Annotated in this window: 4 protein-coding genes and 4 pseudogenes; 1 reads left to right on the forward strand and 7 read right to left on the reverse strand. The window is 47.9% G+C overall.

Annotated elements, in window-relative coordinates; all coding sequences use genetic code 11:
- The first annotated feature begins 39 nt into the window (after positions 1-39).
- Positions 40-1550 (forward strand): annotated as a pseudogene (locus tag JCM16496_RS05280) (glycoside hydrolase family 10-like protein).
- A gap of 66 nt (positions 1551-1616) precedes the next feature.
- On the opposite strand, the gene JCM16496_RS05285 reads toward JCM16496_RS05280, so the two are convergent.
- The 7 genes and pseudogenes from JCM16496_RS05285 to JCM16496_RS24575 form a co-directional block, all read right to left on the reverse strand.
- Positions 1617-2165, reverse strand: coding sequence for a chromate transporter (locus JCM16496_RS05285; RefSeq protein ID WP_025832830.1), 549 nt, complete (start codon positions 2163-2165; stop codon positions 1617-1619).
- A 2-nt stretch (positions 2166-2167) separates the two neighbouring features.
- Positions 2168-2757: pseudogene (locus JCM16496_RS05290) on the reverse strand (chromate transporter).
- 17 nt (positions 2758-2774) lie between these two features.
- Positions 2775-6818, reverse strand: coding sequence for a hybrid sensor histidine kinase/response regulator transcription factor (locus JCM16496_RS05295; protein ID WP_025832831.1), 4044 nt, complete (start codon positions 6816-6818; stop codon positions 2775-2777).
- Positions 6819-6952: 134 nt separating this feature from the next.
- Positions 6953-10697 (reverse strand): annotated as a pseudogene (gene purL / locus JCM16496_RS05300) (phosphoribosylformylglycinamidine synthase).
- Positions 10698-10885: 188 nt separating this feature from the next.
- Positions 10886-11719, reverse strand: coding sequence for a discoidin domain-containing protein (locus JCM16496_RS23525; protein WP_369346655.1), 834 nt, complete (start codon positions 11717-11719; stop codon positions 10886-10888).
- A gap of 12 nt (positions 11720-11731) precedes the next feature.
- Positions 11732-12408: pseudogene (locus JCM16496_RS24570) on the reverse strand (beta-N-acetylhexosaminidase); the annotation flags it as partial.
- Complete coding sequence (locus tag JCM16496_RS24575) at positions 12360-13100, reverse strand: family 20 glycosylhydrolase (RefSeq protein WP_262482758.1); 741 nt, start codon at positions 13098-13100, stop codon at positions 12360-12362. The pseudogene JCM16496_RS24570 and the gene JCM16496_RS24575, both read right to left, overlap by 49 nt.
- Between the last annotated feature and the right edge of the window lie 93 nt (positions 13101-13193).

Below are 13193 nucleotides of genomic sequence, written 5' to 3' on the forward strand. Positions count from 1 at the left end.
TATAAACTATTTTAAGTATTAAAAAGCTGTAATTAGAGAATGAGAGTAAAATCCCTTTTATGTGTATTCTTCTTGCTGCTAATGGCGGGAGGAGCATTTGCGCAAGTGCAGACCGGGTCTGCCTATCCTAAACGTGAATTTCGTGCAGCATGGATACAGTCAGTAAACGGACAGTTCCGTGGAATGCCGACCGAAAAGCTGAAGCAGAATCTGATCGGGCAGTTGAATTCCTTGCAGAAGGCGGGAATAAACGCCATAATTTTCCAGGTACGTCCCGAAGCGGATGCTCTGTATGCTTCCAGACTGGAACCGTGGAGCCGTTTCCTTACCGGAGTGCAGGGTAAAGCGCCCGAACCTATTGGGACCCTATGCAGTTTATGATTGATGAATGCCATGAGCGTGGTATGGAGTTTCATGCATGGATTAATCCGTATCGCACGAAGACAACCTTGAAGAGTGAGTTGGCTCCCAATCATGTCTACAATATCCATCCGGAATGGTTTGTCACTTATGGCGACCAGTTGTATTTTGACCCGGCACTGCCCGAGAGCCGCCGGCACATCTGCATGGTGGTGAGTGACATTGTTTCCCGCTATGATGTGGATGCCATTCATATGGACGATTACTTTTATCCTTATCCCATTAAGGGCAAGGATTTTCCTGACGATGCAAGTTTTGCACGTTTTGGCGGAGGTTTCAGCAATAAAGGAGACTGGCGCCGGAGCAACGTGAATATGCTGATTAAGAAACTGCATGAAACAATTCGTGAAATCAAGCCGTGGGTGAAGTTCGGGGTTTCTCCGTTTGGCATTTACCGGAACGAAAGCAGTGACCCGCTTGGCAGTAAGACCAAAGGGTTGCAAAACTACGATGACCTTTATGCGGATGTACTGCTGTGGGCCCGTGAAGGTTGGATAGACTATAATATTCCGCAGATTTATTGGCATATAGGACATCCGGTTGCCGACTATGAGACACTGGTGAAATGGTGGGCCAAGAATACGGAAAACCGTCCTTTGTTTATCGGTCAGTCCGTAATGAACACTGTGCAGAATGCCGACCCCAAGAATCCCTCAATCAATCAGCTTCCCCGTAAGATGGCTTTGCAGCGGGCTTATCAAACCATCGGCGGCAGTTGCCAGTGGCCGGCCAGTGCGGTGATTGAGAATGCGGGCAAGTATCGTGATGCTTTGATTGCCGAATATCATAAATATCCGGCATTGCCTCCCGTTTTCGATTTTATGGATAACGAAGTTCCAGGAAAGGTGCGTAAGATGAAACCGATATGGACGGAAGACGGATATATTCTTTTCTGGACAGCTCCCAAGTATAAAGAGGAAATGAACCGTGCCGTCCAATACGTGGTCTATCGTTTTGGCAACAAAGAGAAAGTGAATATAGATGACCCTTCCCATATTGTAGCCATCACGCGCGATAATTTCTATAAACTTCCTTATGAAGACGGAAAGACAAAGTACCGCTATGTGGTGACAGCCTTGGACCGTCTGCATAATGAATCGAAATCCGTTGGAAAGAAGATTAAACTTTAAAAAGTAAGGATTAAAAATTAGGGATTAAGGATTAGGGATTAATCATTAACGTTTAATCCCTAATCCTTAATAAAATATCAGCCCTGCTATTCCGCAGGCTACAATCATTCCTATCGGGTTCAGTTTATATTTCTTGGTGCCTACAAATGCCACGAGGAAGATGAGGCAGCTGATGACGAAGGAATACGTGTCTTCTTTGGGAGAACTGAAGTTTTCCGGATTCATCAATACCAGCGCTGCTGAGGCCAGCAGACCGACCACTGCCGGACGGAGCCCGCTGAATACCGCTTCCACGGAAGGATGTTTCTGGTATTTCAGAAAGAATTTGCTGATGGTCAGCATCAGTAGGAAAGAGGGGAGCACTACGGCAAAAGTAGCGACAATGGAGCCCCATACGCTACCGGTGGCAGAAAAACCTACATAGGTTGCCGAATTGATGCCTATCGGGCCGGGTGTCATCTGGCTGATTGCCACAATATCAGTAAACTCTTGAGGGGAAAGCCAGCCATAGCGGGTGACTACTTCGCCTTGTATCATAGACAGCATGGCATATCCACCGCCAAAGCCGAAAAGCCCGATTTTAAAGAATGTATAGAATAACTGTAAGAAAATCATGATTAGTGATTAATGTTGCTATCTTTTTTAATTTTTAATTCTTTAATTTTTACTTCTTCGGACGTTGAAAAACGTCCGAAGAAGTATCCTCCCACTCCTGCTGCAATGATAATCCAGATGGGTGAGAAGCCCAACAGCCAGATGAGCAGTGCTGAAACCACCGGTATCCATATGTTGTATCGGTTTATCCGGGCCGATTTGGCCATGCTGAATGTAGGGGCGGCAATCAGTGCAACCACTGCCGGGCGAATCCCTTTGAATATACGCTCCACAAGGGTGTTGTCCTTGAAATTGTGAAAGAACAACGCTATGGCGAGGATGATGAGAAACGAAGGAAGTATGGTTCCCAATGCAGTGACTATGCTCCCTCGTATTCCCCGTAGCCGGTACCCTATAAAAATGGATATATTGACGGCAAGGATGCCCGGAGCAGACTGTGATATGGCAAGCAGGTCAATGAAATCTTCTTTGGCTATCCAGTTTCGTTTGGTTACGATTTCGTTTTCTATTAGCGGTACCATGCATAACCGCCGCCGATGGTAAAGGCTCCTATCTTAAAGAAAATGGAGAATGCTTCAAGATATATATTCATATTCAAAATGTTGTAATTTACTTTATTTCTTTATCATCTTTCCCTTCTTTCCCGCTCTTGGCATACTGGCTTGGGCTCATATTGAAATGTTTCTTGAATACTTCACGGAAATATTTCGCATCACTGAAACCGGTGAGCTCTGAAATCTCGGTGATGGTATGCTTTTGTTCTTTCAAAAGTTGGGCAGCATGTTTCAGTCGAATCAGCCGGATGTAGTCAGCCGGAGCTTGGTCGGTCAGTGCCTTTATCTTATTGTAGAAGCTGGTTCTACTCATATTCAGCAGGTTGCAGAGCACGTCGACGTTGAAGCTTGGGTTGTCCATATTGTCTTCGACGCTCTTTTTGACGGTTGCAATGAATTTCCAGTCCAAGTCGTTGGAGCAGTTGATGCAATCCGTATTGTTCTTCTCGTCGTTCAGGTCCAGGCTGGCATATTTGTGGCGCAACAGTGCCCGGTTAGTCAGCAGGTTGGCAATGTTTGCCCGCAATATACCGATATTGAAGGGTTTCACAATATATTCATCCGCTCCGCTTTGCAGTCCCTCGATGATATTCTTGTCGGTATTCAGTGCTGTGAGCAGGATGATGGGGATATGTGATGTCTCGATGTCGTTCTTCAGGATATGACACAATTCGTCTCCTCTCATTTCCGGCATCATGATGTCTGAAATGACGAGGTTTGGCATATACTCCTTGACAATGGTCAGTGCCTCTTTTCCGTTGGAGCATACTTGTATGTTGTACTGTTCAGACAGTGTTCTGCGCAGATATTCCCTTAATTCGTCATTGTCCTCTACAATAAGAATTTTCTGGTGGCTACTGTTGTTTTGCGACTGTTGCTGCGTCTTGTCGTAGATGCCGCTGGAAGCAGCGGATGATGTAGCGGGGGCATTGATAGGCACTCCGGAAGCTGAATAAACAATCCGTTCGTTTTGGGGTTGAGGGCGTTGGATTGCCTTGCGGAAATGCTTGTTCCCTTTGGGGAACGTGATTTTGATGCAAGAGCCTTTTCCTTCCATACTGCTGAAGTTGAGCTTTCCTTTATGTAAGCGTACAAGTTTCCCTACCAGAAGTAGTCCGATGCCGCTGCCGGTAACTTTGGAATTGATAGCATTACTGCCGCGGAAATGCATCTTGAACAGCTTTTTCTGTTCCGAAGCCGGAATTCCGATACCGGTGTCTTCCACCTCAATACTCCAGGTGTCTTCTGTCTCGGAAGTAAAGACGTGTACATTGCCTCCGTCCGGTGTATATTTCAATGCGTTGGATATGATATTCTTCAAAATGGAATCCATCTTGTCCTTATCTAACCATACGTTCAGATAACGGAAGCTGCTTTCGTAGGTCAGGTTGATGTGTTTTATGTTTGCGTATGAACGGAAAGCATCGATTGTCTCCTCCATATATGTGCTCAGTTCGTATTCGGATACGTATAGACTTCCGGAATAGGTGTCTGCGCGCTCGAAATTAATAAGGTTGGTGGTCAGTCGCAACAAGGCATTTACGTTTCGCAGGGCTGTATTGATATTGCTCTGTCCGCTGGAAGTCAGTTGCTCGCGTTCGGTGATTTCTTCCAAGGGTGCTTTGATGAGCGTCAGTGGAGTACGTATATCATGCGCCGTGTTGACGAAGAAGCGTATTTTCTCATCAGATTCTTTCCGCTGTTTTCTCAAGACTATTATTCGCAGAGTGATGCTTGCAATGGATATGATAATCACTGCATAGAGTATCAACGCCCAGAAGCTGAGCCAGAGGGGTTGTTCGATAATGATGTCCATACTGCGTTCCTCCAGGACAATACGGCGGTCTTCGTTGGAGATGGCACGTACGCGGAGGGTATAGTTGCCCGGACTCAGGTTGGTAAAACGGATGACGTTTTCCTCTCCCGGACGGCTCCAACCTTCATAGAAGCCTTCCAGTTTCCAGGAGTACAGAATTAGGGAAGGATAGTCATAGTTGATGTCTAAGACTTGCAATGAGAAGATGTTCTGGTTGTACTTCAAACGCAAGGTTTTTGTCTCGTCAATATCCAGAATAAGTGGAGAACCTTCATCCTTGGGATAAACGGTCTGATAGAATACCCGCAGGTCACTGAATACCATTTTGAACTTATAGTCACGCGGCAGGACCATGTCCTTGTCGAACTCTATGGCTCCATCCGTACTGCCGAAAATGAAATTGCCGTTTTTTCTCAAGGTGCCTGAGGCTGCGTTGAAATGGTCAGACTTCAGTCCTTGTTCTTTGGTCCAGTTATGGAATGTCTCTTCGGCAGGATAGAAGGTGGACAGACCGTGTTCTGTACTCAGAAAGATATTTCCTTTACCGTCGGACAATAGTGTATAGATATTATTGGAAATCAAGGCGCAGTTGTCTCTATGATAATGTCTGAATGTGTTTTTGGTCGTATCATATACCAGTAGACCGGCATTGCTGGTACCGATATACAGCATTCCGTCGGAAGCTTGGTATAGGGAGTAGATATAGTAGGATTCTACCGGCATCTGGATATAGCTATACTTGCCGGTTGCTTTTTCCAATAGGTACAAGCCGGTGGCAGTGCCTATCCACATATGTGTGGAGTCCTTCTCTATGATGGCGGTGATACCGTTCAAGTCGGGGAAGTGCCGTATGCTTTTTCTGGAATAATCTATTTCTTTTAAGTTATAATACCCTCCGGACCAGATGTTTCCTGAAGAATCTTTCATAATGGAACGGATATACTTGTCTGGCCGGATATTCAGATTGCTGAATAAGGATGGGGTAAAGAAGTCTATGGACAGTTGTTTCTTGTTTATCTGGTAGATGCCGGAACTATACCCTCCGGCCCAGATGATGCCGGGCTCCACCTCGCACAGTGAGATGAAGGTGTGATTTTTACTATGGCTTTCGGAGTCGAAGGTGCTGAGAAAAGAATGCCATTGTTTCGTCTTGCTGTAATAGAGGCTGATTCCGTTGTTCGTGGCAAACCATAAATCTCCGTCATGGTCCTCGATAATGGCGTTTACCTGGTCATTGATGAGTGATTGTTTATTGCCGATAGAGTGTTTTATCCATTGGTAATCGGCATATCGGTTGTTGCGTACAGTTATGCCGATGGGATAATTGGCCATCCAGATACGTTGCTCGCTGTCGATGTAAATGTCATTGATAGTATTTCCGTTCATTGAGTTGTACCGGTTGTAGTCGGCAATGATATACGGTTCGGATGCATAGGTATCGGTATTCATCTTGTAGACACCGGCTCCGTCCGTTGCGATGAGAATCTCATTGTCATTGAAGGCACGGATACAGTTGATGCTGATGTCCATCAGTCCGGATGGTATATGCATGACCTTGTGCTTGTTTAGGTCATAGGAGAATATTCCCCGCTGGAAAGTACCGATAAAAACCTTGTGGGATGGTTTGTGATAGTATAGTTCGTTGATTTGTATCTTCAAGGTGTCCAGTTGGTTACAGGGACTGAGGGTGAGGATGTTGTTGGCCAGCTTAGCATAATGTATGCCGATGTCGGTTCCGATGAAGAAGTGGGTCGAATCAATCTGTGCGATATCCGTAATTCGTTCTCCTATTTCGTTTTGAATGAATGTTACCTTCTGGGTATTGCTGTCGTACAGATATAGGGCATCTTCATTGCAAAGCCATATTATGCTGTTGGCATCCACAAAACCGTAACTGATGGGGGTTGGACGTCCTTTCACTTCGCTTTCGGGTAGCTTGTATTCCAGGGAAAAACAATCGTGTTGTGTATCATAGCGGAATACGCGTCCTTTTTTGCCTATTTCCCATATGGAGCCTTTGGGGTCTACATAGAGCCAGTTCAGGTTCATCATGGAATTCACTTCTTTATCTCCATCCATCAATTTGTACGGTTTGAATTCCTTTCCGTTGTATCGGTCGATGCCGTCGTGGGTAAGAAACCACATGTAACCTTTAGGTCCCTTTTGAATAGCATATACCCGTCTGTTGCTTAAACCGTCTTCCACACCAATGTATTTGTATGTTTGTGCGATACTTGTAATTGGTAATAATAGCAGTATGTAGAAAAAGAGGTACTTTTTCATAATTGTCGAACGGTTTTTTTGAATTGTTCTATTAAGGAGGAGTCGTGAAAATAAACACAAAAGTAATGCTTTTGTTTGAGAAAACCAAGAAGAAGGCAAAGAATGGAAAAAATGAACAAGCGCGGGTTTATTTATCAACCCGCGCTTGTTACATTTCTATTAAGAAGTAAGTTCAGTTCATTTTTTATTGGCTTCCACCACTTGCGTGCATTGACAAATGCTTCTATCCAAGGAGTGATTTGGTCGCTGTTTACACGGTCTGCGGGGTAGCAACCGTTCTGCCAGGGGAAGATGGCGCGTTCCAAGTGGGGCATCATGGCCAGATGACGTCCGTCGGCACTTGCCAATCCGGCTATGGAATAATCCGAACCGTTGGGGTTGGCAGGGTATTCGTCGTATGAGTATTTCAGCACAACGTTGTATTTGTCCTCATCGTATGGCAAAGAGAATTTGCCTTCGCCGTGGGCCACCCAGATACCCAGTTTACTGCCGCTCAAGGAGCCGAGCATTACACTGCGGTTGGTGGGAACGGTAACACCGAGGTGTCTGGATTCGAACTTGTGGGAATCATTGTGCAGCATCTTACCTTTCTTTTCAAGCTCGGGATTGATAAGGTTAAGTTCCATCATCAACTGGCAACCGTTGCAGACACCCAGCGAAAGCGTATCCTCGCGTGCATAATATTTGTCGAGCGCCTCTTTCGCTTTCGGATTGAACAGGAAAGCACCGGCAACCCTTGGCAGAACCGAGAACGTCGGAGTTGGAGAAACCGCCGCAGTAAACAATCATGTTTACATCCTCCAGCGTCTCGCGACCGCTGATAAGGTCGGTCATGGTAACATCCTTCACATCGAAGCCTGCCAGATAGAGTGAGTAGGCCATTTCGCGTTCGCCGTTGGTTCCCTTTTCACGGATGATGGCGGCGCGGATGCCTGAAGGGGTGCGGCGGTCTGGGTCGATGCCGTATTGTGAGAACTTGCCTTTGAAGTCCGGCATGAAGGCGAATTCCACCGGTTGCATCTTGTAGTTCTCGAAACGCTTCTTGGCACAGCCGTTCATGGACTGCTTACGGTCAAGGAGATAAGAAGTAGAGTACCATACATCACGCATATAGTCGATGCCAAACTGATAAGTAGCATCGCCTTTTGATACAAGAATATGGCGTTCGTCTGTCGGTTTGCCGAGCTTCACGTAACCTACGCCTGCATCTTCCAGGATTTGCTTCACTGCTTCCTTATGCTTGTCGCTCACCTGGATGACGATACCCGGGTTCTCTGCAAACAAAATCTTGACAAGGTCTTGCTCCTTGATTTTATCCAAGTTGATTTCCATACCGCCTTCCACATTGGCAAAGCACATTTCAAGCAGTGTAGTGATAAGACCACCGGCAGAAATATCATGTCCGGCAAGAATCAGTCCCTTATTGACCAGCTCCTGCACGGCAAGGAAAGCATCGCGGAAGTATTCGGCATCCTGCACGCTGGGAACTTCGTCACCTACCTTGCCCAGAGTCTGGGCAAAGGCGGAGCCGCCGAGTTTCAGGTTGTCGAAACTGAAGTCTATATGATAAATGGTAGTCTTTTCATTGTTGACCAGCACCGGAGATACGACTTTCTTGACGTCGGAAACTTCTCCACCGGCAGAAACAATTACCGTGCCCGGAGAAATTACTTTGCTGCCGTCGGGGTATTTCTGTGTCATGGAAAGAGAGTCTTTACCGGTCGGTACGTTGATTTGCAGGGCGCAGCAGAAGTCACTCAATGCCTTTACTGCCGTGTATAGACGGGCATCTTCACCTTCTTGCGAACGGCAAGGCCACATCCAGTTGGCAGAGAGGGAAACGCTGTCCAGACCTTCGGCAAGCGGTGCCCAAACCAAGTTGGTCAATGCTTCGCTGACGGAAAGAATGGAACCGGCTGCCGGGTCGGCAAGTGCTGCCTGAGGAGCATGACCCAGAGAAGTTGCGATACCCTTTTCGCCGCGATAGTCCAAAGCTACCACACCGCAATCGCTCAGAGGCAACTGCAATTCACCCTGGCACTGCTGGCGGGCAATCTTGCCTGTTACAGAACGGTCCACCTTGTTTGTCAACCAGTCTTTACAAGCTACAGCTTCCAGTTGGAGCACATTGGTGAGGTATTCGTGTAGTTGGGAAAGTTCGTATTGGGGCATTTCGTAGTGACGTTCCACGGTCTTGTCCACCATATAGGTCTTGGGGGAAGAGCCGAACATCTGTTCTACGGCGAGGTCGAACGGACGTACACCGTCAGCTTGCTGGAAGGCAAAGCGATGGTCGCCGGTCGTTTCACCGACTACATACATCGGGGCACGCTCACGTTCGGCTACCTTGCGTACATGTTCGATGGCCTCTTCCTGAATCAGCAAGCCCATGCGTTCCTGGCTTTCGTTGGCTATGATTTCCTTGGCAGACAGAGTCGTATCGCCGATAGGCAACTTGCTCATGTCAATCAGACCACCGCATTCCTCTACCAATTCAGACAGACAGTTTACATGTCCGGCAGAGCCGTGGTCGTGGATGGAAACCACCGGATTGGTCTCTTCTTCACAAAGTGCGCGTACCACGTTGTAGGCGCGTTTCTGCATTTCGGCGTTGGCGCGTTGCACGGCATTCAGCTCGATGCCACTGCTGTAGCGTCCGGTATCTACGGAAGACACGGAGCCGCCGCCCAAACCGATGCGATAATTGTCTCCACCGATGACAACCACTTTGTTGCTGGCTTCCGGTGTACCTTTCAAACAGTCGCGCTGGGTACCGTAGCCTACGCCTCCGGCAAGCATAATCACTTTGTCGTAACCATAGACTTCATCTTTTTCCTTATGTTCGAAAGTGAGCACTGAACCGCAGATTAGCGGTTGGCCGAATTTGTTTCCGAAATCACTGGCACCATTGGAAGCCTTGATTAGTATTTGTTCGGGAGTCTGATACAGCCATTTGCGTACCGGCAGAATCTCTTCCCAGGGACGTCCTTCTTCCGTACGGGGATAGGAGGTCATGTAAACGGCTGTCCCGGCAATAGGCCAAGAGCCCTTACCGCCGCCCATACGGTCGCGAATCTCACCGCCCGTACCGGTAGACGCACCGTTGAACGGTTCTACTGTTGTGGGAAAGTTATGTGTTTCCGCTTTCAGGGAGATGACACTCTTGATGTCCTTTACTTGGAAATAGTCGGGCTTGGAGTGGTCTGCGGGAGCAAACTGCTCGATGACCGGACCTTCGGCAAAGGCCACGTTGTCTTTGTAGGCAGAGATAATCTTGTTGGGATTCTCTTGTGTAGTCTTCTTTATCATCTGGAAGAGTGAAGATTCCTGTTCCACTCCATCGATGATGAATGTCCCGCCGAAGATTTTGTGACGGCAATGCTCAGAGTTGATTTGTGCGAAACCGAATACTTCGGAGTCTGTCAAAGGGCGTCCGAGGTCTTTCTCTACCTTCTTGAGGTAGTCCATTTCTTCTTTGGAAAGTGCCAGACCTTCCTTTTCATTGTATGCCTCCAGGTCTTCGATGTGTACAATCGGTTCCGGTTGCCGGTTGGTTGTAAATACATTCTGGTCCAGCCCCTTGTACATACGTTGCAGCATCGGGTCGTGGTCTGCGTTCTCATCTTTTACGGGGAAGTACTCCTCGATGCGGATGATGCCGTCCAGTCCCATGTTCTGGGTGATTTCTACGGCGTTTGTACTCCAAGGAGTAATCATCTCGCGGCGCGGGCCGACGAAATGTCCTTTCAGGTTATCTTCACTTTCGGGGGTGGCTTCTCCAAAAAGCCAGCAGAGTTTGTCGCTGTCTGCCTGGGGGAGTTCATGATTGCATTCTACGGCAATCACACTCTTGGATGGGGTTCTGAAAAAAAGAATCATAGTTATATTTACGATTTTACGATTTACGATTTTACGATTGAAGTTACTTCTTTGAGTATCTTCATCTTTTCTTCTTGGGGGCAAAGATACGTAAAATCGGTGGGGAGGAGAAAAAAAGGAAAACAAAAAACGCATGCAATTTTACTCGTATGCGTTTTTTGTTCTGTTTCATAAAAAACGGATGTGTGTTATTGTATGACGATTTCATCCGTAAATAAGAATTGCTTCTTCCCTTGTATGGCATGGAAGCGTACATATCGTGCCTCAGTGGGGGGGCCAATCCAGCCGAAGTCACGGAATATCACGTCCTTTCCGGCCTCTTCCTCGCTGCAGGTATCACTGCCCAGCAGGGTGAAGTTCTTGCCGTCAACAGATGCCCATACTTCCACTTTGGCGGGGAGAAATACTTGTGGGGTACGGATTTGCATGAAGTTGGCCATGACCCGATGTATGGCGGTCACTTCGCCCAGGTCGATAATGGCATCCAAATCATTGGGGCAGAAGCCCTGCCATCGTCCGTCCATGTAGCTTTTGCCGCCGCGAAGTCCGTCGAGGAGACCGGTGTCACCGCCGCCTTTGTATACTTCTTTATGCTGATAGTATCCACCGCCCGGTGCATAGGTTATCTTTTTGCCTATACCCTTGTGGTAGTCGGTGCGCAGGTGAAGGCTTTTCCCGATGGGCTTTTCTCCGTCGAAAAGACGTGCGGTCAGCAATATGGAGTCTTTTACGGCAAACGGTTTCTTGTATAATTGGGAAGATACTGTCGGTTCGGAGCCGTCCGTTGTGTAGCGGATGTCAATCGGATGTTTTTCGGAGGTGAGGGACAGCATGATTTTTTTCTTGGCATAGTCAACGGTCTGGCTGGTCTGCACTTGTTCCGACAAGGTGAACGGGTTGTACCCTTTCGTCCGGATGTATCGTATTTCGTTGTTGATACGTCTCTTGAAACTCTCCGGATGCTTGTTCTTCGTGGGAGTCCAGCCTACTTCTGCCAAAGCGATGATGCGCGGGTATATCATATATTCGGCATGTTCGTAAGTGGGCAGATATTCGGCCCATACATTGCCTTGTACACCTAATATGTATTTGCAGATATCACTTCCCAATGAATCGGGAGCCGGGTCGTAGGAGTAGGTCTGTCCGATGGGGACGCAGGCGCCAAACGCCAGCGGCTGTGTCTCGGGGTCATCCTGGTAGTGGTCCAGATAGCAGTGGCTCTCCGGTGTCATGATGCGTAATGCCCCATGCGGGCGGCGGCAATGCCACCCTCCGTACCCCGCCACGACATGACGGTTGCGTTGGGAGCCAGGCCTCCATCCAGTATCTCGTCCCAGCCGATGATTTCACGCCCTTTGCTGTTGAGGTACTTCTCTATGCGGGCTATCATATAGCTTTGCAGCTCGCTTTCATCTTTGAGTCCCTCGTCCTTTATGCGCTTCTGGCATTTGGAACATGCTTTCCAGTGACGTCTGCTGGCTTCATCGCCTCCGATGTGGATATACCGGGAAGGGAACAGCCGTATCACTTCATCCAGCACATCTTCGAAAAACTTGAAGGTCTCCTCGTTGCCGATACAGACCTCACCGGATGTATAGGGCTTTCCGGTACAGGACAGTTGCGGATAGGCCGCCAGCACTTCTCCTGAATGTCCGGGCATCTCTATTTCGGGAATAATGGTGACATGCCGCAGGCGGGCATATTCCAGCACCTCACGTACATCCGCTTCCGTATAGTAGCCTCCATAGGCTCCTTCTTCGTCCTTTTCGCAGAGTGGTGGTCATATTTCCCCCAATCCTGCAAATTGGCGGCTTTTCTCCAGGCTGCGAATTCTGTCAGGCGGGGATAGCCGGGAATCTCCAGCCGCCATCCGGCACCATCGGTCAGATGCCAATGCAGTCGGTTGATTTTGTAGGTGGCTACCAGGTCTATTTGCTTCTTGACATAATCCGTGTTGAAGAAGTGCCTTGAAACATCCAGGTGCAGCCCGCGATAGGGGAATCTGGGCTCGTCTTTGATGGTCGTGACTGGCAGTTCCTTCCCGTTACGGGCAAGTTGTGCCAGGGTCTGCAGGCCATAGAAGGCACCTGCTGCGGAGGAGGCCTGGATATTTACGCCTTGTTTGCTGACAGTCAGGTTATAGCCTTCGGCAGCAATGGGAGTATCCGGTGTGTCCGTTACTTCTATCGTTACAAAAGGGTTCTCATTGACAAGCTTCATGGGGATGGCAAAGTCCGGCAGGTAAGCCAGCAGGTCATCCATGTCGGATTTTGCCAGATTGGCCGAGAAGGTTACCGTAGATGGCAGTTCGACTGTTCTTGACGTTGTTTGGGCATACTGCGGATATGGAATCACACCGAGTTCCTTGGGAGCTTCACATGCCGTCAGTAGTAAGACGGCCATGGAAACGATTGTTAAAGGTTTTTTTATTCGTTTCATTAGGGGGTATTGTTAAGTTCGGAGGTAAATATACGGAATAATATGCAAAAAGGATAA

The sequence above is a fragment of the Bacteroides rodentium JCM 16496 genome, assembly GCF_000614125.1.
GTDB classification, from domain to species: domain Bacteria; phylum Bacteroidota; class Bacteroidia; order Bacteroidales; family Bacteroidaceae; genus Bacteroides; species Bacteroides rodentium.